22 protein-coding genes are annotated in these 23,178 nt (G+C 73.5%); 14 read left to right on the top strand and 8 right to left on the bottom strand.

Annotated features, from left to right (window positions below; translation table 11 throughout):
* Positions 1–290 precede the first annotated feature (290 nt).
* The 8 genes from IF47_RS27840 (at position 291) to IF47_RS0115180 (ending at position 7,403) form a co-directional block, all read left to right on the top strand.
* Complete coding sequence (locus tag IF47_RS27840; RefSeq protein ID WP_051717714.1) at positions 291–1,691, top strand: sensor histidine kinase; 1,401 nt, start codon at positions 291–293, stop codon at positions 1,689–1,691.
* A gap of 2 nt (positions 1,692–1,693) precedes the next feature.
* On the top strand, positions 1,694–2,092 hold the full coding sequence (locus tag IF47_RS0115210) for a roadblock/LC7 domain-containing protein (RefSeq protein WP_031509319.1): 399 nt from the start codon (positions 1,694–1,696) through the stop codon (positions 2,090–2,092).
* Positions 2,089–2,454, top strand: coding sequence for a DUF742 domain-containing protein (locus IF47_RS0115205; protein WP_031509318.1), 366 nt, complete (start codon positions 2,089–2,091; stop codon positions 2,452–2,454). The genes IF47_RS0115210 and IF47_RS0115205 overlap by 4 nt, the downstream gene beginning before the upstream one ends.
* Positions 2,426–3,034: a GTP-binding protein gene (locus IF47_RS0115200; RefSeq protein ID WP_031509317.1), complete on the top strand. Its 609-nt coding sequence runs from the start codon at positions 2,426–2,428 to the stop codon at positions 3,032–3,034. The genes IF47_RS0115205 and IF47_RS0115200 overlap by 29 nt, the downstream gene beginning before the upstream one ends.
* A 47-nt stretch (positions 3,035–3,081) precedes the next feature.
* On the top strand, positions 3,082–4,314 hold the full coding sequence (locus IF47_RS0115195; protein WP_031509316.1) for a cytochrome P450: 1,233 nt from the start codon (positions 3,082–3,084) through the stop codon (positions 4,312–4,314).
* An 11-nt stretch (positions 4,315–4,325) separates the two neighbouring features.
* Positions 4,326–5,591, top strand: coding sequence for a cytochrome P450 family protein (locus IF47_RS0115190; protein ID WP_031509315.1), 1,266 nt, complete (start codon positions 4,326–4,328; stop codon positions 5,589–5,591).
* Between the two features lie 295 nt (positions 5,592–5,886).
* Positions 5,887–6,657, top strand: coding sequence for a DUF4397 domain-containing protein (locus IF47_RS0115185; protein WP_051717712.1), 771 nt, complete (start codon positions 5,887–5,889; stop codon positions 6,655–6,657).
* A 137-nt stretch (positions 6,658–6,794) separates the two neighbouring features.
* Positions 6,795–7,403, top strand: a complete 609-nt coding sequence (locus IF47_RS0115180; protein WP_031509313.1) for a class F sortase — start codon at positions 6,795–6,797, stop codon at positions 7,401–7,403.
* Positions 7,404–7,443: 40 nt separating this feature from the next.
* On the opposite strand, the gene IF47_RS0115175 is transcribed toward IF47_RS0115180, so the two are convergent.
* The 3 genes from IF47_RS0115175 to IF47_RS0115165 form a co-directional block, all read right to left on the bottom strand.
* Entirely contained in the window at positions 7,444–8,205 is a 762-nt protein-coding gene (locus IF47_RS0115175; RefSeq protein WP_031509312.1) for an SAM-dependent methyltransferase, read from the bottom strand.
* A gap of 117 nt (positions 8,206–8,322) precedes the next feature.
* Positions 8,323–9,237 carry an arylamine N-acetyltransferase family protein gene (locus IF47_RS0115170; RefSeq protein ID WP_031509311.1) on the bottom strand — a complete coding sequence of 305 codons (915 nt, stop codon included), beginning with the start codon at positions 9,235–9,237 and terminating at the stop codon, positions 8,323–8,325.
* 140 nt (positions 9,238–9,377) lie between these two features.
* A complete protein-coding gene (locus IF47_RS0115165; RefSeq protein WP_031509310.1) occupies positions 9,378–9,857 on the bottom strand; it encodes a GNAT family N-acetyltransferase in 480 nt (159 codons plus the stop codon).
* A gap of 22 nt (positions 9,858–9,879) precedes the next feature.
* Between IF47_RS0115165 and IF47_RS0115160 the strand changes: the two genes are divergently transcribed.
* Positions 9,880–10,686, top strand: a complete 807-nt coding sequence (locus IF47_RS0115160) for an exodeoxyribonuclease III (RefSeq protein WP_031509309.1) — start codon at positions 9,880–9,882, stop codon at positions 10,684–10,686.
* A gap of 8 nt (positions 10,687–10,694) precedes the next feature.
* Here IF47_RS0115160 and IF47_RS0115155 read toward each other — a convergent pair whose 3' ends face one another.
* Both IF47_RS0115155 and IF47_RS0115150 read right to left on the bottom strand, forming a co-directional pair.
* Complete coding sequence (locus IF47_RS0115155; RefSeq protein ID WP_051717710.1) at positions 10,695–11,870, bottom strand: FUSC family protein; 1,176 nt, start codon at positions 11,868–11,870, stop codon at positions 10,695–10,697.
* Positions 11,871–12,142: 272 nt separating this feature from the next.
* The gene (locus IF47_RS0115150) at positions 12,143–13,033 is read right to left on the bottom strand and encodes a MerR family transcriptional regulator (protein ID WP_078591848.1); all 891 of its coding nucleotides are present in this window, start codon (positions 13,031–13,033) and stop codon (positions 12,143–12,145) included.
* Between the two features lie 170 nt (positions 13,034–13,203).
* On the opposite strand from IF47_RS0115150, the gene IF47_RS0115145 reads away from it, so the two are divergent.
* From IF47_RS0115145 to IF47_RS0115135, 3 genes are read left to right on the top strand one after another with little or no spacing between them, the layout of a single operon-like run.
* The gene (locus tag IF47_RS0115145) at positions 13,204–14,733 is read left to right on the top strand and encodes a flavin-containing monooxygenase (protein WP_031509306.1); all 1,530 of its coding nucleotides are present in this window, start codon (positions 13,204–13,206) and stop codon (positions 14,731–14,733) included.
* Positions 14,730–15,692: an alpha/beta fold hydrolase gene (locus tag IF47_RS0115140; RefSeq protein ID WP_031509305.1), complete on the top strand. Its 963-nt coding sequence runs from the start codon at positions 14,730–14,732 to the stop codon at positions 15,690–15,692. Before IF47_RS0115145 ends, IF47_RS0115140 begins: the two co-directional genes overlap by 4 nt.
* On the top strand, positions 15,693–16,577 hold the full coding sequence (locus IF47_RS0115135; RefSeq protein WP_031509304.1) for an SDR family oxidoreductase: 885 nt from the start codon (positions 15,693–15,695) through the stop codon (positions 16,575–16,577).
* A gap of 97 nt (positions 16,578–16,674) precedes the next feature.
* Here IF47_RS0115135 and IF47_RS0115130 read toward each other — a convergent pair whose 3' ends face one another.
* From IF47_RS0115130 to IF47_RS0115120, 3 genes are all read right to left on the bottom strand, one after another.
* A complete protein-coding gene (locus tag IF47_RS0115130; RefSeq protein WP_031509303.1) occupies positions 16,675–16,866 on the bottom strand; it encodes a hypothetical protein in 192 nt (63 codons plus the stop codon).
* 119 nt (positions 16,867–16,985) lie between these two features.
* Complete coding sequence (locus IF47_RS0115125) at positions 16,986–20,429, bottom strand: S41 family peptidase (protein WP_031509302.1); 3,444 nt, start codon at positions 20,427–20,429, stop codon at positions 16,986–16,988.
* 123 nt (positions 20,430–20,552) lie between these two features.
* Positions 20,553–20,966 carry an SsgA family sporulation/cell division regulator gene (locus IF47_RS0115120; RefSeq protein ID WP_031509301.1) on the bottom strand — a complete coding sequence of 138 codons (414 nt, stop codon included), beginning with the start codon at positions 20,964–20,966 and terminating at the stop codon, positions 20,553–20,555.
* A gap of 377 nt (positions 20,967–21,343) precedes the next feature.
* Between IF47_RS0115120 and IF47_RS0115110 the strand changes: the two genes are divergently transcribed.
* Together IF47_RS0115110 and IF47_RS0115105 are read left to right on the top strand one after the other, a co-directional pair.
* The gene (locus IF47_RS0115110) at positions 21,344–22,534 is read left to right on the top strand and encodes a serine hydrolase domain-containing protein (protein ID WP_031509300.1); all 1,191 of its coding nucleotides are present in this window, start codon (positions 21,344–21,346) and stop codon (positions 22,532–22,534) included.
* A 78-nt stretch (positions 22,535–22,612) separates the two neighbouring features.
* Positions 22,613–23,143: a nucleoside/nucleotide kinase family protein gene (locus IF47_RS0115105; protein ID WP_031509299.1), complete on the top strand. Its 531-nt coding sequence runs from the start codon at positions 22,613–22,615 to the stop codon at positions 23,141–23,143.
* The last annotated feature ends 35 nt before the right edge of the window (positions 23,144–23,178 follow it).

Genomic DNA, 23,178 nt, shown 5'->3' with positions numbered 1-23,178 from the left:
TTCGGACCGCCCACCGGGCCGAGCCGGGTCGGCGCGCACCGCCCGGACGGCGGGGGACGACCGTCCTCGCCGTCCGGGCGGCGAGGCCGCGAGGAAGGGCCGTGAGGAGAAAATCTCCGGTCCCTGACAAGCACGGTGATCGGTTGGCTAAGATCAAAACCCATACGAACAAAGCTTTTTGAACGTCCGTCGCACTGACGAGACGTCACTTCGTCTCCACACCCGACATGCGAAAGCGGCTGCGTATGAGTCCCCCTTCCCCTGCCCGCGCGGTGGTGCATCCGCAGAGGATGACGTGGCTTCTGGCCCTGGTCCTGGCCACCGGAGTGGCCACCGCCCAGGTGGCGGCGTGGCGGGTGTGGCCGCCGGCGGCGGCCGCGGCCGTGTCCCTCGCCACGGTGGGCCTGGTGCTCTGCCTGGGCCGGCTGTGGCAGCGGCACTCCGCGGCCGTCCGCGAGTTGGAGAAGGCCCGAGCCGAGCACGCCGCCGAGCTCGAGGGCGTCCACGCTCAGTGGCAGGGCTGGTCCCGGAGCCAGTCCGACGCGACGAACAAGGCGCTGAGCGAGTGGAGCGACCGTCTCCGCGAGGTGCTGAACGGGCAGGAGCCGCCCAAGACGCAGGAGTACCCGGGCGTCGACGAGCGGGTCCAGGAGTTCCTGCGCAAGGCGCTCCAGGACGTGGCCGAGGCGACCGCGGACCACCAGGACGCCTACGAGCACGCCCTGAAGACCCTGGCGCAGCGGCTGCAGAGCGGTGCGCTGCGGGTCCAGAAGGAGGCCGCCGAACTGGTCGCGAGCCGCGACCTGGCGCTGGTCGAACTGGGCATGCGCATCGACCACCAGGCGACCCACCTGTCCCACCTGGCCCAGGGCGTGAGAATCCTGTGCGGCGAGTGGACCGGACAGCAGTGGCGGCAGACCGTGCCGCTCACGGACGTCGTCCGCGCCGCCTCCGGCCGGATCACCGAGTTCCGGCGCGTGGAGGTCAGCGGCGAGCCGGACATGGGCGTGTCCCCCTACGCGGCCGAGTGGCTGATCCACCTCGTCGCGGAACTCCTGGCGAACGCCACCACCTTCTCGCCGCCGCCGGCGAGCGTCGGGGTGCAGGTGGAACTGGTCCAGCGGGGAGTGGTCGTCCAGATCGACGACCGCGGCCTGGGGATGACCGAGAGCCAGTTGGAGAAGGCCCGCCGGGTCGTCAGCGGCGAGCGCGTGATCACCCTGCGGGATCTGGACGACCCACAGACCGGACTCGCCGTGGTCGGCCGCATAGCCCACCAGTTCGGCATCGAGGTCGACCTGAACCGGTCCCCCTACGGAGGACTGCGCGTGGTGGTCCTGGTGCCCCACGAGATCCTGGAGCCGGTCGAACCCGCCGACGCGGTGCCGCCCGTACGGGAGGAGACGCCTGCCGTGTCCGCGGAAACCCCCGAGCCCACCGCCGTGCCGGCGCCCGCCGAGCCCGCCGAGCCGAGCGGTCCCGTGCCGCTCCGGACGGCGCAGCAGACCACGGTGGGCCTGCCCAAACGCCGCTCCCGCCGCGTGTCCACGGCGTCCGACGGCGCTCCGGCTGCCATCCGACAGGACATCCCGGAGGCCGATCCGGCCCAGGCCGGCGCTTTCCTGGCCGGATTCATCAACGCCGGCCGCGACTCCTCCGCAACCGGTACCGAACCGTCCGAAAGAGACTGACGATGAACCCCCCGCAGAACGACTGGATGATCAGCGAGGTCGTCGGAGTCCCCGGCGTCCGCCACGTGGTGGTCCTCAGCGCCGACGGACTCGTGCGCACCCGCTCGCAGGAGCTGGACCAGGACACGGCCGACCGGCTGGCGGCGGCCGCCTCGGGCCTGATGTCCGTGGGCACCAGCCTCGCCAGGGCCTTCGGCCGGGGCAGCCGGGCCCTGGTCCAGCAGATGACCGAGTTCGAGGGCGGGTTCCTCTTCGTGCGCAGCGCGGGGGACGGCACCCGACTGGCCGTCGTCACCGAGGACACCGTCAACCCGGCGCTGATCGGCTCGCAGATGGTGCTCCAGGTCAAGAGATTCGGCGAGCACCAGGCCACCCCGGCGCGCCGCACCCGTACGACATGACGGCCGCGGACCGGCCGGGCGGCCCCGTCCGCCCCTACGTCATCACGCGCGGGCGGGTACAGCCGCCCAGGCGCCTGCCGGTGGAGACCCTGCTGGAGGCGACCGGCACCGCCGACCCCCTGCCCGTCACGGCCAGCAGGCACCACCGCCGGCTGTTGAGCGTCTGCCGGAACCGTCTGGCGCTGGTCGAGGCCGCCGCTCATCTGAAGGAGCCGGTCAGCGTCGTCACCGTCCTGGTCGGCGACCTGATCGACTCCGGCCACCTGACCGTCTGCTCCTCCGCGCCCCTCGCCTCCGACCGCCCCGACATCACCTTGCTCCAGGAGGTTCTGGATGGACTCAGAAGAAAGCTCTCGGCCTGACCCCGCGTATCTGCTCCCCACCGTGGTGCAGTCCGCCAAGATCCTGGTCGTCGGTCCGTTCGGGGTCGGGAAGACGACGCTGGTCGGCTCGGTCAGCGAGATCGAGCCGCTGCGCACCGAAGAGGTCATGACCCAGGCCAGCGCGGGCATCGACGATCTGCGGGGTCTGGAGTCGAAGACCACCACCACCGTGGCGATGGACTTCGGCCGCATCACCCTCAGCGACACGCTGGTCCTCTACCTGTTCGGCGCCCCCGGACAGCGCCGCTTCTGGGACCTGTGGGAGGGCCTGGTCGTCGGCGCGGTCGGCCTGCTGGTGCTGGTCGACACCCGCCGCCTGGACGACAGCTTCGAGGTGCTGGACCAACTGGAGGAGCGCGGACTCCCCTTCGCCGTGGCCGTCAACCAGTTCCCCGACAGCGGACGGTTCAGCGACGAGGACATCCGCGAGGCGCTGGACCTGCTGCCGACCACCCCCGTGGTGCACTGCGACGCACGCGACCCCAAGTCGTCGCTGCAGGCCCTGATCGCACTCGTCAGCCATGTCGGCAACCGATCGCTCCAGGAGACACCAGCGTGACCTCGCCCGCCGTTCCGTCCTCCGCGTGCCCGGTCTCGTCCGGACGCATGCCGTTGACGGCCATCACCCAGTCCCGCGACCCCCACGCGGTCTACGCGCGCCTGCGCGCGGCACACGGCCCGGTGGCCCCGGTGGAACTCGAACCCGGGGTGCCGGCCTGGCTGGTCATGGGCTACGAGGAGATCCGCGTCATCACCGAGCGGGAGCCGCTGTACTCCCGCGACGCCCGCAACTGGCGCGACCTGAACGAGGGCGTCGTCTCCCCGGACTCCGGACTGATGCCGATGATGGCCTACCGCCCCAACGTCATCGGCGCCGACCAGCACGAACACCGCCGGCTGCGCAAGCCCCTGGACGACGGCATCGCCCAGATCGACAAACGTGCCCTCCGCCGCCAGGTGGAGAGCATGTGCACCGAGCTGATCGACGAGTTCGCGCAGCGGGGGACGGCCGACCTGGTGGCCGACTACGCCGCCTACATCCCCATGCTGGCCATAGGCCACCTCTTCGGCCTCGACACCGATCAGGGCCACGAACTGCGCCGCGCCCTGATCGCGCTCTTCGGCAGCCAGGACGACTCCCAGGCGGGCAACCGGAGCTTCGAGCAGATTCTTCACGACACCCTCCAGGAGCGGAAGAACCGCCCCGAGAGCGACCTGACCACCGCCTTCCTGAGACACCCCAACCTCCGCCACGACGACGAGATCCTCCAGTCGATGGTGGTGATGATCTCCGCCGGCAACGAGACGACCACCAGTTGGATCGCCCACACCCTCTACCGGATGATCACCGACCCCGGCTTCGAGGCGCGGCTGCGCGGCGGGGACCTGGGCGTGGACGACGCGCTGGACGACGTGCTGTGGCGCGAGCCCCCCATGACGCACATGCCCGCCCGCTACGCCCTGCGCGACACCGAGCTGGGCGGGCAGCACATCCGCAAGGGGGACGTCCTCATCCTCGGACTGGCGGCCGCCAACAGCGACCCCTCCCTCATCCCCTTCGACCGGCTGCCCCCGGGCAGCCGCGGGCACATGGCCTACTCGGCCGGCCCCCACATGTGCCCCGCCCGGGTGCCGTCCCGGCTGATCGCCCACACCGCGGTCAACACGGCCCTGCACCTGCTGCCGGGTCTGAGGCTCACGATCGACCCGCGAGAGGTGACCTGGAACCCCTCCCCGTGGACGCGCTGCCCCACCGCCCTGCCGGTGGCCTTCAGCGCCCTGCCGCGCCGGGGCCGGGCCGCCGGCGGTCGTCGTGCTTCCGTTCGTCCCACTCACTGAGGAGGCCGCACATGACGCTCGAACAGCACCCGCCGAAGGTGGCGACGGACCTGCCGTTGATCACCCTCGACCCCGAGGGCCGGGACCACCACGGCGAGGCCGCCAGGCTCCGCGAGGCCGGCCCCGTGGTCCGCGTCGCCCTGCCGGGCGACGTCATCGCCTACAGCGTCACCCGCCACGAGCTGGTCGCCGACCTGGTCACCGACTCCCGCGTCTCCAAGGACTGGCGCAACTGGAACGCCATCCGGAACGGGGAGATACCCGACGACTGGCCGCTGATCGGCATGGTCAAGGTCACCAACATGGTCACCGCCGACGGCGCCGAACACCGCAGGCTGCGCAAACTCCTCAGCCAGACCTTCACCCCCCGCCGCGTGCAGGACATGCGGCCCGACGTGGAGCGCATCGTCACCGACCTCCTGGACGAGCTGCCCTCCCACGCGGACGCCGACGGCGTCGTCGACCTGCGCCGCCACTTCGCCTACCCCGTCCCCATGCAGGTCATCAGCGACCTGTTCGGGGTCCCCGAGCACGAGCGGCCCGCACTGCGCGAGATGGTCGACAAGATCTTCCGCTCCGACCTCACCCCCGCCGAGGTGGGAGCCAACCAGATCGCGATCTACCAGCTCCTCGGCCGCGTGGTCGACCTCCACCGCACCGAGCGCGGCGACGACCTCACCAGCGCCCTGATCACCGCGCGCGAGGCCGACCCCGACGCCCTGAGCGAGGACGAACTCGTCGGCACCCTGCTGCTGATGCTCACCGCCGGACACGAGACGACGCTCAGCCTGATCGCCAACGCCGTCCGCGCCCTGCTCACCCACCCCGAGCAGCGGGAGACGGCGCTGAAGGGCGACGAGTCGACGTGGTCGGCGGTCGTCGAGGAGGTCCTGCGCTGGGACGCGCCCATCGGCAACTTCCCGTTCCGCTACCCGCTGGAGGACATCGAGATCGCCGGGGTCGCCATCCCCAAGGGCGAGGCGATCATGGCCCCGTACAGCGCGGTCGGACGCGACGAGACGCACCACGGCCCGGACGCCGACGTCTTCGACGTCACCCGCGACCAGAAGCGCCACCTCGCCTTCGGACACGGCCCGCACGCCTGCCTCGGCGCGCCCCTGGCCCGGCTGGAGGCGGGCATCGCGCTCCCGTCCCTCTTCGCCCGCTACCCGGAACTCTCCCTCGCCGCGGACCCGGCGGAGCTGGTGCCCGTGCCGTCGATGTTCTCCAACAGTGCGAGCACGCTGCCGGTGCGGCTGGGGAAGCCGGCGGCCTGAGCCCCGAGTCCCGAGCCGTCCGCCCGTCCCCACCGGAAGCCCGTCCCCCGCCGGAAGCCCGCTCCGATCGCACCGATCGGGACGGGCTTCCGGCCTTTTCGGGCACCGCCCCGGCAGCGGGAGCGGGAAGCGGCGGGAGCACCGGGAAAGCGGCGGGAAGCGGCGGGAGCGCCGGAGACCGCCCGGTACGCAGGGGACGAGTGGCGGGCCACCACAGGGCGACCCATACTGGCTCGGACGCCACCTCGAGCGGGCCGCTCGGGGGCAGGAGCGCCAGAACCGCCTCGCGGCGGCCGTGCCCGCCACGGCGGCCACCCCGGCACAGGGCGGTGACACGGCGTCCGTGTCCGTCTTCCACGGCGTGCCCGGCCTCACCGTCGACGTGTACGCCAACGGGCGGGAACTGCTTCCCGACTTCCGCCCCGGCACCCTGACCGAACCCCAATCCCTCCCCGCGGGCACCTACGACATCGAGGTCTTCGCGGACGGCGAGGGCCCCGACGGCGACCCCGCCCTCCAGAAGAGCGTCGAGGTCCCGGCCGGCGCGAACGCCACACTCGCCGCGCACTTGAACGCGCAGGGCGACCCCGTGCTCACCGCCTTCGTCAACGACACCTCCAAGGTCCCGGCCGGCCGGTCCCGAGTGACCGTCCGCCATGTGGCCGCCGCCCCCGCCGTGGACGTCCGCGCCGGTGGGAAGCCGGTCATCGAGGGTCTGACCAACCCCAACGAGAAGTCGCTGGAAGTGCCCGCCGGCACGGTGAGCGCCGACGTCGTCCTGGCCGGCACCGACACCGTCGCGATCGGCCCCGCCGACCTGAACCTCGCCGAGGGCACGACCACCATCGTCTACGCCTGGGGCAGCGCGGAGGACGGGAACCTGGCGCTGAAGACGCAGACGATCGGCGGCATGGAGTCCGCGCCCGGCGGCGTGGACGCGGGCGAGAGCGGAGCGATGGCCGCGGACAACGAGTCCGCCACCGCCTGGCTCGTCTGGGGCACCGCGGGCGCCGTCGCGGTCGCCGGTCTGCTGGCGGCGCGCCGCCGGTACGTCCGGAGCGACTGACGGCCATGGGTGCTCCCGCAAGGGACGACCGCGGACCCGGGAACGGCCTTCCGGGTCCGCACCGGCCGCTCGGACCGCCCGATCCACGCGGACCGGGCGGCCCGCGCACGGCCGGAGGCCCTGGGGGCCGTCCCGCCGTGGCGTCCGCGGCGGCCTGTGTGGCCGTCGCGGTGGCCGCGGTCCTGGCCGCGCTCGTCTGGACGCTGTGGCCCTCCGGGACCGCCGAGCCCTCGGAGTTCGGCGTCCGACCTCCGGCGGCCGGGCCCTCGGCGGCCGGGTTCCCGGCGCGGAGCACGGCCGGGGCGGAACCACTGGGCGTGCGCGTCCCCCGGATCTCCCTCGACGCCCGGATCGAGGCCGTCGGCGTCGAGGACGACGGCACGGTGGAGGTTCCCGCCGACGCCGGACGGGCCGGCTGGTACCGCCACGGCCCGCCGCCGGGCGCACCGGCCGGCTCGGCCGTCCTCGTCGGCCACGTGGACGACCGCACCGGCGACCTGGGCGCCTTCGCCACGCTGTACCGGGTCCGCGAGGGCGATGTCGTCACCGTCGCACGCCGGGACGCGCCTCCCGTCCGGTACGAGGTGACGGCCCGTGAGGTGGTCGACAAGGACAGGCTCCCCGCCGAGGTGTTCCGGCGCGACGGACGGCCGGTGCTGACCCTGGTCACCTGCGCGCCCCCGTACGACCCCGAGAGCGGCTACGAGAAGAACCTGGTGGTGTACGCCGAACCGGCCCGCGGGTGACGCGGGCGGCCGGAGGCGGGGAGCGCGCTACGGACGGCGGTCAGGGGGTGGGGATCAGCGTGAGGTAGGCCATGCCCAGCACCCCCCGGTAGGTCAGCCAGGCGGCCCGGTGCCGGTCGGCGCGCTCCCTGGTCTCGGCCGCCAAGGGGTGGTCGGGGTGGACCGCGAGCCACTCCTCCACATCGGCCAGGTAACCCGACTCGAACTCCTCCCACTCGTCCTCGTTCGCCGTCTCGATCCACTCGGGCCGGAACCCGGCGGCCACGGCGGTGTCCACCAAACCCGCCAGGTCGGGATGGTCGTCGGCGGAGGCCCCCGGCCACATGCGGGCCAGTTCGGCCGTGGTGGGCGCGCGCTGCCAGAAGCCCTCGCCGAACAGCACACGCCCGCCGGGCGAGACCAGCCGGCGCAGCTTCGACAGGGCCCCGGCGGCGTGCCCGGGCGGCTCGCCGGAGGCGAGGGCGTGTCCGGACCCCACGCACAGCACGAGGTCGGCGGGGCCGCGAGCGGCCTCGGCCGCGGACGCCCGGACGAACTCCACCCGGCCGGCGAGCCCCCGCGCCTCGGCGCCGCGCCGACCGCGCTCCAGGTCCTCGGCATCGAGGTCGAGACCGACGGCCGTGGCCCCCGGGGCCGCTTCGAGGACGCGGAGCGTCAACTCCCCCCAGCCGCAGCCGATGTCGAGGACGGTGGCCGGGCCCGTGCGGACGAGCCGTCGGACGATGCGGTCGGCCCGTGCCTCGGAGAGGGGGCCGTGGAAGACGAGACGGGTGAACCGGGGCGGCCGGTCGGGATCGGTCATGACCGGGGACGGTAGTGCCGGGGGAGGGGCGGCGACACCGAATAACACCGGGCGGCACCCGACGCCGAACGGCACGAACGGCGCCGATCGGCGGGACGCGAGGGGCGACGGTACCCGTCAGTCCTCCGGACCGGAGCCGGTGGGAAGACGCTCCAGCACCGGGACGAGCGCCGAGGCGTCCTCCGCGTCCAACACGATGCCGAAGACGTCCTCCAGCACCTCGGGCACCTCGCGCGGCTCCACCTCGCGCGCCCGGCGCGAGCCGTCCGCGCGGGTGGTGGTCACCCAGGTGGTGCCGTCGAGCACGTGGCGGACGTCGGGGCCGGTGCGCTGGACGAACGGGCGCCGCACGAAGGGCGAGCGGGGGTGGGTGGAGACGTAGTGGTTGCCCACCGCCCAGTCCACGGTGTACTGCGGGTTCGGGGCGAAGACGTGCAGGTCGAGCCAGCCGTCCCCGTCCGCGCGCCGCTCGCGGAGCGTCCACTCCTCGGCGGCGAGGGTCGCCCCCAGGGGGTGGGTGCGCCGCTCCAGCCGGAAGGTCCAGCCGCTGTCGACGGTCTCGGCGCCGTCGGCGAACTCGATCGGCTCCAGCGGGCCGGCGCCGAAGCCGACGTCGCAGATCCACACCCGCCCGGTGTCCGGCGTCTCGGCGGTCTCCACCCGCAGCATGGCGTGCGTGGCGGGCCGGACGCGGTCCGAGCCCATGCCGACCCGCGAGGACAGCCCGGTGACGCCGAACCCCAGGCGCTCCAGGGCGGCGGCGAAGATCCGGGCGTGCTCGAAGCAGTATCCGCCGCGCGTCCGACGCATGAGCTTGTCCTGGAGGGCGGGGACGTCGAGGGGAATCGGCCGCCCCAGGACGGCCTCCAGGTTCTCGAACGGGAGGGTCAGGACGTGCGCGCGGTGCAGCGCGCGCAGGGTCTCCGAGGTGGGGGAGAGCTCCCCGGTGTGGCCGATTCGGGCCAGGTAGGCGTCCAGATCCAGCAGGTCGCCGTCCCACCGGCGGTCCGTCTCGCCGCTGCGTTCCGTCATGGCGCGTCCTCTCCCGTTCCCGGTGACCGGTCCGCGATGACCGGTCCGCGGAACACCGAAGCTAGAACATCAAGCGGGCTTGAGGTCAAAGGGGGGCCGGGCCGCCATCCGGCGACCGACTCCGGCACGGGAGGCGGGGCTCAGCGCAGCGGCTTGGCGTAGCAGCGGCTGTTGGGCTCGTGGCGGTACACCCCGAACTTCTCGGTCAGGGCATAGCCGCTCGACTCGTAGAGCGCCATCGCCTCCGGCTGCATGGTGCCGGTCTCCAGCACCATCCGAATCCGGCCGGCCTGCCGGGCGTCCTCCTCCAGCAGGGCCAGCACGCGGCGGGACAGGCCCTGCCGCCGGGCCTCGCGGACCACGAACATCCGCTTCAGTTCGGCGTCGCCGTCCCGGTAGTTCTCCTCGTCCTCGTCCATCGCCCGCCAGCCGCCGGTGGCGACGGGGCGGTCCCGCTCGTCGTAGACGATGAGGAACAGGCCGTTCGGCGGCTGGAACATCACCGGGTCCAGCGGCGTGGCATCGCCCTCTCCCCCGTACCGTTCGGCGTACTCCTGCTGCACCAGGTCGTTGAGCTTCACGGCGTCGGGATGGTCGAAGGGGGTGGGCACGATGCGCATGCCCGCATCGTAAGGTGCCTGGGTGCTGACGATCTCCACGGTCAATGTGAACGGATTGCGGGCGGCGGCGAGGAAGGGCTACACCGAGTGGCTGGCCTCGACCGACGCGGACGTGGTGTGCCTCCAGGAAGTGCGCGCCGAACCGGACCAAATCCCGGCCGAGGTCCGCGAACCGGAGGGCTGGCACGCGGTGTACGCCCCCTCCTCCGCCCGAGGGCGCGCGGGTGTGGCGGTTCTCACCCGGCGTGCGCCGGAGCGGGTGCAGGTGGGGTTCGGCGTGACCGAGTTCACGGACTCCGGCCGCTACCTGGAGGTCGACCTTCCGGGGCTGACCGTCGCCAGCCTCTACCTCCCCTCGGGCGAGGTCGGCACCGAGCGGCAGGAGGAGAAGGAGCGCTTCATGGCGGCGTTCCTGCCCTACCTCGCCGAGCTGCGCGAGCGTGCCGCCGCCGACGGACGCGAGGTCCTGGTCTGCGGCGACTGGAACATCGCCCACCGGGAAGCGGACCTGAAGAACTGGCGGGCCAACCGGAAGAACTCCGGCTTCCTGCCCGAGGAGCGCGCCTGGCTCGGCCGGGTCTTCGACGAGGCGGGCTACGTCGACGTCGTCCGCCGTCTCCACCCGGACCGGGAGGGCCCGTACAGTTGGTGGTCCTACCGGGGCCGGGCCTTCGACAACGACGCGGGGTGGCGCATCGACTACCACGTGTCCACCGAGCCGTTGGCGCGGCGGGCGGTGAAGGCACACGTGGAGCGGGCCGCGAGCCACGAGCTGCGGTGGAGCGACCACGCGCCCGTCACGGTCGTCTACGGGCCCCGGGCGGGGTAGGCGCCGCGTCAGTCCTCCCGCACCGTCAGCGAGCCGGTCAGCCTGCGGGCCTCGGCCAGGAGCGTGCCGAACACCGCCATGCGCCCCGGGTCGGCGCCGGCGTGCCGGGGGAGTTCGGCGCGGAGCCGGTCCTGGGTGGCGCGGGCCTCGTCGACGGCCTCGCGCAGTTCCGTCCGGGCCGTCTCGGGGGCGTCGCCGGTGACCACGCGGCCGTAGGCCTCCAGGGCGCCGGCGACCTGGTGGAGGAAACCGGCGTACGGGCGGGTGACGGCGTGGCTGGGGCGGGGGACCTCGTCGGCGGCGGCCTCCACCAGGGTGTAGGTCAGTCCGATGAGCCGGCTGGCGATGTTCTCCAGGGTGGTCAGGGTCTCGTCGTACGCCGCGTCCAGCCGCGCCAGCTCGGCGCGGCGTCGGCGGTCGGGGTTGAGCCGCAGGCTCTCGCGGCTCCAGCCGAGCGCCGCGTGCACGCCGCGGATCGCCCTGGGGAGGCGGTGGGCCCGCTCGTACCAGCCGCGGACGCGGTCGTACTCCCAGGGCTCGTCCAGGCCGTCGGCGATCTCCGCGACGATCTCCCGGGCCTCGCGGACCACGTCGTCCACCGCCTTGTGGGTGCTGCGCAGGTAGACGGGCGGCAGGATCAGCGCGTTGACGGCGATGCCGATGGCCGTGCCGAGCAGCGTCGCCAGGATGCGGGAGACGGTGGAGTCGAGTGTGGCCTCGCCCGGCACCAGGGTGAACAGGGCGGCGGTGGAGGTGTAGATGCCCTGGTCGCCGAAGCGCGGCCAGTTGCCCAGCAGGGTGGTGACGGGCAGGACGACGAGCATCGTCAGCAGGGGGTGCCCGAAGGGGATGACCAGGGCCGCGGCGAGCACGGTGCCCGTGGTGATCGCCAGCGTCTGGTGGAGGCCCTGCCGCACCGAGCGGTAGACGGTCGCCTGCACCAGGACCACGGCCACCCACGGCGCCATCAGGGCGAACGCGTCCGGCAGCAGCCAGGACGCGGCGAGCCAGGCGAGGACGGCGGCGAGCGCGGCCTTGCCGGACTGGACGGCCAGGTCGCGCTCGCGGCCCGGTTCCCGCCAGGCGCGGCGCGCGGCCCGGGCGATCCAGACCGCCTCCGCCCGTACGGCCTGCCACGGCGAGGGGGTCCGGGCGCGCGGGGACGCGGAAGGTGTGTGGGGCATGCGAGTACCCGTGCCACGAGACCGGCCGGACATGCGTGGTGGAGCCGGTTCGGGCGCCGGCGTACGGCATACCGCGCGCCTACGGCGGTCACGTCAATGCGAAACGTCGTAATTCACTCGTGAGGGTGCGGGCTCCCTCCCTTTTCCTCCCGGTGCGCCAACCGGCGTGGAACGTCCCGCTGTCGGCGCCGTATGACCGGCGGGCCAGGGGACACGGCGCGTCGGGAAGGGGGCGGTCGCGTCGAGGGCGGGGCGTCGACACGGGTGCGCGGTCACCGTGGCGACGGGGTGGTGGGGCGGCGCGGGGTTTCGCCAAGCCCCTCGCCCGTCTCCCGCCGCCCGGACTCCCGTTCGGCCTCGGGGTCGGTGTCCGCGCGGGACCACGACTCCAACTCGGCGCGGACGCGGCGGTCCATGGCCAGTGCCAACTCGGCGTCGACGACCTGTTTGGACAGCGGGCGCAGCCGGTCCATCACCTCGTCGAGGCGCCGGAGGTCGGCGGGGGAGAGTTCGTCGACGTCCGCGAACAGATGGGTGCGGACGAGGGTGGTGAACAGGTCGGCGATGGCGTCGGCGTGTTCGCGCACCACGCGCCCGGCGTCCAGCACCGCGGCCAGGGGTATGCCCTCGCGCACCAGCGCGGTGGACGCGTCGAGCAGCCGGCGGCTGACGTGGACCACCTCGTCGCCGTCGACGGCGACGTAGCCCAGGTCCAGGGCGGCGGCGAGGTTCTCGGAGGTGACCTCGCCGGAGAACTGCTCGGCCAGGTCCTCGGGGGTGAGGCGGACGGGGGTCTCCTCCGACCAGGGGGAGACCAACGTGCTCTCCAAGCCGAGGAGTTCGGCGGTCCGCCCGCTGTCCCGGCCTTTTTCGAAGGCGTCGATCAGGTCGGCGATGCCGCCGAGGGTGTGGCCGCGGGCCAGCAGCGCGGAGATCGTCCGCAGCCGGGCGAGGTGGTGCTCGCTGTACCAGGCGATCCGGCCCTCGCGGCGCGGCGGCGGGAGGAGCTTGCGCTCGCGGTAGAAGCGCAGGGTCCGCACGGTGATGCCCGCCGCCTCGGCGAGTTCGGCCGTGCGGTACTCGACCGGGGCCGGCGCTCCGTCGTCGGCCGGTTCCCGGTCTCGTACCGGGTCTCGTGCTGGGTCTCGTGCTGGATCCGCCACATCCGGAAGCCTATGTGGGGCGGGCGGTTCGCGGGCCGTTCGAGCGGGGTGCGACCGCCGGTAACTTTCCTGGTTCCGCCCCCTACCGATCAGTACGCTCCTGGCTTACCCTCCCACCATGCCAGTGATTACTGGCATGTTCCATGAGCTCGAACGCAGCGGGAGGCGGCATGGCCGAACACGAGCACGTACGGGTGGCGGTGATCGGATCGGGATTCGGCGGCCTGGGCGCCGCCGTACGACTGCGCCGCGCGGGCATCACGGACTTCGTGGTGCTGGAACGCCGCGACTCCGTGGGCGGCACCTGGCGCGACAACAGCTACCCCGGGTGCGCCTGCGACGTCCCCTCCCACCTGTACTCGTTCTCCTTCGCGCCCAACCCCGACTGGCCGCGGAACTTCTCCGGACAGGAGCACATCCGCGCCTACCTGGAACGGGTCGCCGACACCTTCGGCCTGCGCCCCCACATCCGCCTCGACTCCGAGGTGCTCCAGGCCCGCTGGGACGCCGAGGAACTGCGCTGGGAGATCGAGACCGGCAGCGGCACGCTGACCGCCGACATGGTCGTCTCCGCCACCGGCCCGCTCTCCGACCCCAAGATCCCCGACATCCCTGGCCTGGACGGCTTCACCGGCAAGGTCTTCCACTCCGCCCAGTGGGACCACGACTACGACCTGCGCGGCAAGCGCGTCGCCGTGATCGGCACCGGCGCCTCCGCCATCCAGATCATCCCGGCGATCCAGCCGCTTGTCGGGAAGCTCACCGTCTTCCAGCGCACCCCGGCGTGGGTCATGCCGCGCATGGACCGGGAGATCAGCGGCTTCGAGCGCCGGCTGCACACCGCGGTGCCCCCCACCCGCGCCCTGCGCCGTCAGATGCTCTGGCTCATCCGCGAGTTCCAGGTCGGCGCCTTCACCAAGCACCCCGCCCAGATGCGCCTGGTGGAGAAGCTGGCCAAGTACCACATGACCAGGGTCGTCAAGGATCCGGCGCTGCGCGCCAAGCTCACCCCGGACTACCGCATCGGCTGCAAGCGCATCCTGCTGTCCAACACCTACTATCCGGCGCTGACCCGGCCCAACGTGGACGTCGTCGCCTCCGGTCTGCGGGAGGTCCGCGGCAACACCCTGGTGGCCGCCGACGGCACCGAGGCCGAGGTGGACGCGGTGATCTTCGGCACCGGCTTCCACGTCACCGACGTCCCGATCGCCCACCGGATCAAGGGCGCCGACGGCACGACGCTGGCCGAGACCTGGAAGGACGGGATGGAGGCCCTGCGCGGCTCCACCATCGCGGGCTTCCCCAACTTCATGATGATCATCGGGCCCAACACCGGCCTCGGCAACAGCTCGATGATCCTCATCATCGAGGCCCAGCTCAACTACATGATCGACTACCTGAGGCAGCTCGACACGCTCACCACCGCCGGCACCGGTCGGGCCGCGCTCGACGCCCGCCCCGAGGCGGTCCGCTCCTGGAACACCCGCATCCAGGAGCGCATGAGGCGCACGGTGTGGACCACCGGCGGCTGCGAGAGCTGGTACCTGGACGCGAACGGCCGCAACACCACCGTCTGGCCGGGCACCACCGGCGAGTTCCGCAGGGTGACCAGGCAGGTGGACCTCGCCGAGTATCGGGTGCTGCGCGCACCGGCCCCCGCCGATCGGCGGAGTGCGGACACCGTGGAGGCGGCCCGATGAGCGCGCCCCGACCGGCCCGACCCGGACACGTCGTCTCGGGGCCCTACGCCCCCTCGCCCGCCCGCCGCGAGTTCACCGTGACCTCCGCCGACGGCTCCGAACTCCACGTTGAGGAGCACGGGCGCGAGGACGGACCCACCGTCGTCCTGGCACACGGCTGGACCTGCTCGACCGCCTTCTGGGCCCCGGTGATCCGGCACCTGGCCGACGACCACCGGGTGATCGCCTACGACCAGCGCGGCCACGGCCGCTCCCCGGCAGCCGGCCCCGGCGGACACACCACCACCGCCCTCGCCGACGACCTGTGCGCGGTACTGGAGGCCGTAGGGTCCCGGGCGGTCGTCGTCGGGCACTCCATGGGCGGCATGACGATCATGGCCGCCGCCGGACGTCCGCAGTTGCGCGAACACGCCGCCGCCGCGCTGCTGTGCAACACCGGCAGCTCCCGGCTGCTACACGAGTCCACGGTGGCGCCGCTGAGCGCCGGAAGACTGCGCTACCGCGTCCAGAAGGCGATCCTCGGCTCCGCCCTGCCGCTGGGCCCCGTGACACCGCTGGGCATGCGCGTCCTGCGGTACGCGACGATGGGGCCCGCCGCCGACCGCGCGCAGATGGAGGCGTGCGCCCGCATAGTCCACGCCTGCCCGCGCACGGTGCGCGCCTCCTGGGCGCGGAACGTCCTGGCGGTGCTGGACCTGGACGCCGGCCTGGCCGCCCTGGACCTGCCCACCGCCGTCGTGGCCGGGGAGAAGGACCGCCTCACCCCGCCGGTGCACGCCCGCCGTCTGGCCGAGGCGCTGCCCGACTGCGTCGGCCTCACCGAGCTGCCCGGCCTCGGACACATGACCCCCATCGAGGCGCCGAAGACCATCGCCGACGCCGTGGCCGCCCTGGTGCGCGACCACCTGGCCGAGGACGTGCCCTCGTCCGCACCGCCCGCCGAGAAGGAGATGTCGTAGATGGGACGCAGGAGCCTGCAGGGACAGGTGGTCGTGGTGACGGGTGCCGCCCGCGGCGTGGGCGAGCTGCTCGCCCGCAAGCTCGCGGCGCGCGGCGCGCGGCTCGCGCTGGTCGGCCTGGAGCCGGAGGAGCTGGAGAAGGTCGCCCGGACGCTGCCGACGGACTCCGCGCACTGGCACGCCGACGTCACCGACCACGCGGGGATGGCGCGGGTCGCGCGGGAGGTGAGGGAGCGCTTCGGCACGGTGGACGTCGTCGTCGCCAACGCCGGTGTGGCCACCGGCGGCCCGTTCACGGACTCCGACGAGACCGCCTGGCGCCGGGTGATCGAGGTCAACCTGCTCGGCAGCGCCACCACCGCCCGCGCCTTCCTGCCGGCCCTCGTCGAGTCGCGGGGCTACCTGCTCCAGATCGCCTCGCTCGCCGCGCTCACCCCCGCCCCGATGATGAGCGCGTACTGCGCCTCCAAGTCGGGGGTGGAGGCCTTCGCGCACAGCATCCGCGCGGAGGTCGGCTACCAGGGGGTGCGGGTCGGCGTGGGCTACCTGAGCTGGACCGACACCGACATGGTGCGCGGCGCGGACCAGGACGAGGTGCTGCGCGAGCTGCGCGGCCGGCTGCCCTGGCCGACCAACCGGACCTATCCGCTGGGCCCGGCCGTGGACCGGATCGTCGCGGGGATCGAACGCCGCTCGTTCCACGTCTACGGGCAGGGGTGGCTGCGCGGCATGCAGGCGATCCGCGGATACCTGCCGGGCATCATCGGCCGGGTGGGGCAACGCGAGATGAGGCACTTCGCGCCGCGTCTGGCCGCCTCGGGCGGCGCCCGCGGGCTGGTGGGCGCCGGCGGCGCGGCGGACGAGAAGGAGCGCACCGAGCGCTGAGCGCCGACGCACTCGCGGCGGGGACGGCCGGGCGCGGCCGATCCCCGGGAAGGGAAGCCCTTCCCGGGGATCGGCCGCGGGTGCCGGACGGTCGGCGTCAGGCGTCCGGTCGGTCCTCCTCGTCCCACTCCGGAGGACTGTCCTCGCGGGGGTGGATCTTCCAGTCGTCCTGTTCGCGGTCCCGGCCGCGCCGTCGGGAGCGGTCGCCGCCCGGCGTGTTCTCGCCGTGTTGGCGCGCGTCGCGACGCTCCTTGGGGAAGCCCTCCGTGTCCTTGTCACGCTTGCCCATGTGCACTCCCGGAAGGTGTCCAGGCGGTCTGTCCGTCTTCAGCCTGACACGATCCGGCGAACGGCGCATATCGGGCTTTTCTCCGGCCCCGCCCGGTTCCGCCCCGGCCCCGCCCGGCCTCACGGCCGGGGCGGCAACGGCGGACGGCTGCGATCGGGCACGTCGTCGTAGCCGGGCGGCGCGGCGGCCGGATGGCGCTCCAGCAGGTCCAGGGCGGTGCGCACGGCCGTCTCCAACATCGGGTAGCGGTCCTCGGCCCAGTCCCGGGGCGTCCGCAGCACCTCGATGTCGGGCTCCACGCCGTGGTTCTCCACCGACCACTTGTACTCGTCGAACCACGCCGCGTTCATCGGCACCGTGATGACCGTGCCGTCGCCGAGCCGGTGCCGGCCGGTCATCCCGACCACCCCGCCCCAGGTGCGCACGCCGACCACCGGGCCGATCCCCAGCAGCCGGAACGCGGCGGTGATCATGTCGCCGTCGGAGGCCGTGGCCTCGTCGGCCAGCGCCACGATGGGACCGCGCGGAGCGTTGGAGGCGTAGCTGATCGGCTGGGCGTCGCGCACCAGGTCCCAGCCGAGGACGGTGCGGGTGAGCGCCTCGACCACCAGATCGCTGATGTGGCCGCCCGCGTTGCCGCGCACGTCCACGATCAGCGCGGGCCGGGACACCTCCACCCGCAGATCGCGGTTGAACTGCGCCCACCCCGAGCCGCCCATGTCGGGGATGTGCAGGTAGCCGCACCTGCCGCCGCTCAACTCCCGCACCACCGCCCGCCGTCGGCTCACCCAGTCCTGGTAGCGCAGCGGACGCTCGTCGATCAGCGGCATGACGGCGACGCGGCGGGGACGACGCGGGACGTCCTCCTCCCCGCCCGGGTCGCTGAGGAAGGTCAGCTCGACGGTGGTGCCGCCCGCGGCGGCCAGCAGCGGGTACGGTCCGGCGACCGGGTCCACGGGACGGCCGTCGACGTGGGTGAGCACCGCGCCCTCGCGGATGCCGGAGCCGGCCAGCGGCGAGCGGGCCCGGGAATCGGAGGAGTCGCCGGGCAGGATGCGCTCCACCCGCCACCGGCCGTCCTCGGTACGGGCGAAGTCCGCGCCCAACAGCCCGATGGGCCGCTGGTAGTGGGACGGGCCCTCGTTGCGCCGGGCGGGCGTCACGTACGCGTGGGAGGTGCCGAGTTCGCCCACCGTCTCCCGGAGCAGATCGGCGAACTCGTCCGGGGAGGCGACCCGTTCGACCAGCGGACGGTACTGGTCGAGGATCGCGTCCCAGTCGACGCCCGACATGCCCGGGTCCCAGAAGTACGACCGCATGATCCGGCCGGCCTCGTCGAAGGACTGCCGCCACTCCGCGCAGGGGTCCACGTCGTGGAGGATGCGGCGCAGGTCGAGGTGGGTGGTGGAGTCGCCGTCGGCGGTCTCGGTGGCCGGCACCGCCCGCAGGTCGCCCTCGTCGTTGACGACCAGCCGGGTGCCGTCGCCACTGACCGCGAACCAGTCGACACTGCTGGTCAGTTCGGTCCGCTTGGCCTTGACCAGATCGAAGTGCTCCAGCGTGGGACGGCCGGAGGTGTCGGCCGGGTTGGCGAAGGTCTCGCCGAGCGCCCCGGAGATCGGCCAGCGCAGCCACACCAGCCCACCGCCGCCGACCGGGTGGAGGGAGGAGTACTTCGAGGCCGACACGGGGAACGGCGTGACCCGGCTGGCCAGCCCCTCCACCTCCACCAACACCGTGCCCTCCTCGCCGGCCGCCTCGCCGAGGTCGTCCGGGTCCAGCCCGCCGGCCGCCGGCCGGCCCTCCGCGGAGAGCGCGAAGGGCGAGGGCGTCGCCGAGGAGAGCGGCACCAGGTACGGGCGGCAGCCCAGCGGGAACGACAGGTCCCCGGTGTGCACGTCGTAGACCGGGTCGAAGCCGCGCCAGGAAAGGAACGCGAGGTAGCGGCCGTCACGGGTGAAGACGGGCTCCTCGTCCTCGAAGCGCCCCTCGGTGACGTCCAGGATCGTCCGGTCGCCCAGCCGGGCGATCCTGATGCGGGTGAGCGCGCCGTCGGTGCCGGGGTGGGCCCAGGCCAGCCACTGGGAGTCGGGCGAGAAGGCGAGGTCGCGCACCGGCCCGTTGACGGACCGGGCCAGCTCGACGACCTCGCCCTCCTCCTCGACGACCTCTTCCTCCCCCGCCGCGCCGGCCGCCGCCGTCCCGGCGCCCTCGCGGCCCTCCTTGCCGGAGTCCGCCTCGACCTCCCCGGCCAGGCCGGCCGCTCCGCCGCCCTCGGCCTCCCCGGCGCCGGTGCGGACCAGCAGCAACCGGCCGTCGTGGGAGGCGACGGCGAGCGTCTCGCCGTCCGGCGAGGAGACCAGTTCGTGCACCCGTCCCAGCCTGCCCGCCGCCAGCCGCCGCGGATCGCGGCCCCCGCTGACCCGCGGCAGGTGGGCGATCTCCACGGCGTCCTCGCCCTCGGCGTCGGTGACGTAGGCGATCTGCCCGGTGGAGCCGAGCATCTCCGGCAGCCGGACCCGCACCCCCGGGGTGTCGGCGATCACCCGGGCCGGGCCGTCGCGGTGGGTGAGCCAGTACAGGCTGCCGCGCACGCCCACCGCGCTGGCCCGCCCGGTGGTGTCCACGGCCAGGGAGTTGACGTGTCCGGCGGCCGACACCTGGTAGGAGCGCCGCCCGGCGCGCGGCCCGCCCAGCCGCACCGACAGGCGGCGCGGCCGTGCCCGCGGGGAGAAGTCGTCCACCAGCCACAGCTCGCCCGCGCACTGGTACACCACGCGCTCGCCGTCGGTGGAGGCGTGCCGGGCGTAGAAGTCGGCGTGGTCGGTGTGGCGGCGCAGGTCGCCGCCGTCGGGCCGGCAGGAGTAGAGGTTGCCGACGCCCTCGTGGTCGGAGAGGAACGCGATCCGACCGGCGACGAACATCGGGCAGGCCAGGTGCCCGTACAGCTCGGGCACCAGACGCTCGCCGTCCAGCCACAGCCGTCCCATCGCACCGCCGCGGTAGCGCTTCCAGTCGGCGGGCTCGTGGAACGGGGTGCCGGTCAGCAGCAGCGTCCGCCGCTCGCCGTCCAGGTCGGCCACGTCGATGTGGGACACCGGGCCCCAGGGCAGTCGCTCGCCGGGGCTGCCGTCGGTGGGCAGCCGGTGGGCCCAGGTGAGGTACGACAGCGGCTGGCCGTGCGAGGCCACGGCGAGGATCTCCCCCTCGGGGGTCCAGCCGCAGACCTGGGTGTCGACGGCGCCCCAGTACGTCAGCCGCCGCGCCGGTCCGCCCTCTATCGGGGCGAGGTGGATCTCGGGGTCAAGGCTGCGCCAGTTCGTGTAGGCGATGTGCCGGCCGTCGGGGGAGAAGCGGGGGTGCCCGATCCGGGTGCGGTCCACGGTCAGCCGCCAGGCGCGCGGGGGGTCCGCGTCCTCGGCGACGATGGGGGCGATCCACAGGTCGTCCTCGGCGGCGAAGCACACCAGATCCCCGTGGATGTGGGGAAACCTGAGGTAGGCGCCCGAGGAGGGCGATACGGGCGGGCCCGGAGGGCCGGAGGGAACGGTCACCCCTCCCATGGTCGCCGGCCGGTCGGTCCGGGGCAACTCCTGCGGGGTGCGGGAACGGAAGGTGATCCGGCCCTCGCGTCGAAGGGGGCGTGTTCGGGGGCCGGGCGGGGCCCGCGCGCTGTGTCCGGGACCTCACACACCCCTGAGCAGGGTGGTCAGCGTGCGGTCGAGGTCCAGTTCCAGGTGCTCCGCGCCGTCGCGCACCAGCTTGTAGGTGCCGCGCAGGAAGCTCCGCAGCCCGGCGGTGTCGAACTCGATCACCGCCACGCCCTCCGGGGCGCGCAGTTCGACGACGGTCCGCGTCCCGCCGTCCGGCCGGACCCGCACGTCGCCCTGGCCCGCCGAGACGCGCAGCCCCTCCTCCAGCAGTTCGCGGGAGAAGATCCAGGCGACCTCCTGCCCGTCGAGCGAGACGTCGGGGGGGAAGACGATCCGCACGGCGAAGGGATCCTGCCGGTCGTAGCGGAGGGACACGGTGAGGTCACGGGTGGCGGAGGGAACGGTGACCAGGCGAGCCTGGACGGTGTGATCGATGACGGCGGGCATGGAGGTGCTCCTTGGTCGGGCGTTCGAGGGGGCCTCTTTCTCCTTCGACCCCGTCACGGCGTTTTCATGACGGAATACCGCGAGCAATTTCTGTGAGCTGTGCAACAGTTCTGTGAGGATCCGGCATAAAAGGCGAGTGCCCGGTAAAGGGCGAAACTCTCATTTCCGAGAGAACCTCCTGGGTGGGGAGACCTTCGGTGACGAACGCCTCACGGAAGGTCACCGAAGGGTGTCGGTGGAAACCGGCTCCGACCCGATGAGCGGGCGTTCGCGGCACCGCCCTTCGGACCCGACCCCCGGTCCGGTGCGGCTCCACGCGCGTAGCACCATGGACGGTGCACGCACATCCACCCACGACCGGCAGGAGCGCAACCACAGTGGCGGACGTCCAGGGCACGGTGGCGGACGGCTGGGAGCCGGTCCGTGACGCCTTCCGCGCCAACCTCACCGAGCGCGGCGACCGCGGCGCGGCCGTGGCCGTCTACCGGGACGGGCAGAAGGTCGTCGACCTGTGGGGCGGCCTCGCCGATCCCCACGGGGACGAGCCCTGGAGACAGGACACCGCCCAGGTGGTGCGGTCCGTGACCAAGGGGCCGGCCGCCGCCGTCCTCCACCTGCTGCACCAGCGTGGCCGGTTGGACCTGGACGCCCCCGTGGGCACGTACTGGCCGGAGTTCAAGGCGGCGGGCAAGGAGCGCGTACCGGTGCGCCACCTGCTCTCCCACCGCGCGGGCCTGCCCGCCCTCGACACCCCCCTCACACCGGAGCGGGCCGTCGACGGCGTCTCCGGGCCGCGCGCCCTCGCCGCCCAGGTGCCCGTCTGGGAGCCGGGCACCGCGCACGGTTACCACGCGCAGACCTACGGCTGGCTGCTGGACGAGCTGGTGCTGCGGATCACCGGGCGCTCCCTGGGCCGCTGGTTCGCCGACGAGGTGGCCGGACCGTACGGCCTGGACCTCTGGATCGGACTGCCCGAGGAGCAGGCCCACCGGGTGGGTCGGATCGCCGACGTCGAGGCCCCGCCCGTGCCGCTCTCCCACGGCCCGCGGGTCCGCCCCAAGCGGGACGTCGCCGAGGCCTGGAGCGACCCGACCTCCCTCACCCGTCGGGCCTTCGGCGCCGTCGACCCGCTGCCCGACGAGAACGACCCCGCCTATCTGGCCGCCGGACCGGCCGGTTCCGGGGGCGTGGCCACCGCCCGCTCCCTGGCCCGCTTCTACGCGGCGCTGCTGGGCGACCTGGACGACGGGACCCGCCGTCTGTACGCGCCCGCCACCCTCACCCAGGCCCGCACCGAGGAGTCGGTCGGACCGGACCGCGTCCTGGTGGTGGGCACCCGCTTCGGGCTGGGCTACATGCTCCACGGGCCCTCCTGCCCGATGCTCGGTCCGGGGTCCTTCGGCCACCCCGGCCGCGGGGGCTCCCTCGCCTTCGCCGACCCGGAGGCGGGGCTGGCCTTCGCCTACGTCACCAACTCCCTGCAGAGGTCGGTCACCTCCGACCCTCGCGCGCAGGCCCTTGTACGCGCCCTGCGCCACGTGGCGACAGGGAGTCGGTCGGCGTCCTAGCCCCGGCCGGCCCGGACCGCGGGCCCGGTGCCGGAAAACCCCGTGCCCCGGCCCCCACGGGCCGGCAGGCTCACGGCCATGACGGGACACCCGGAACGCGAGGCGCTGCTGATCGCGGGACGCTCCGGCGTCGGCAAGTCCACCGTGGGCCAGGAGGTCTCCGCGCTGTCGCGGGACGCCGGCGTGGCCCACTGCCTGATCGAGGGCGACGTCCTGGACCACGTCCACCCCGCCCCGCCCGGCGACCCCCACCGCTCCGCGATCACCGAGCGGAACCTCACGGCACTGTGGGCCGGCTACGCGGCGCTCGGCCACCGCAGGCTGATCTACACCAACACCGTGAGCGTCCTGGAGGGCGAGATGTTCGAGCGGGTCATGGGCGCCCCGCTGCGGCTCGTGCGGGTCCTGCTCACCGCGGACGACGCGACGGCCCGTGCCCGGCTCACCGTCCGCGAGACCGGCTCGCGGCTCGACGCGCACATCCGGCGTGGCGCGCTCATGGCGCGGCGGTTGGCGGAGCAGGCGCCGCCGGACACGGTGCGGGTGCCGACCGACGGCCGGTCCGTGCCGGACATCGCCCGTGAGGTGCTCGCCTTCACCGGCTGGTGAGCCCGCGTCACAGGGGAGGAGACCGGCGCGCGGCC

Source organism: Streptomyces megasporus, assembly GCF_000718985.1.
GTDB lineage: Bacteria > Actinomycetota > Actinomycetes > Streptomycetales > Streptomycetaceae > Streptomyces > Streptomyces megasporus.
The sequence above is the reverse complement of the archived record's forward strand: the minus strand, read 5'-3'. Positions and strand labels throughout refer to the sequence as shown.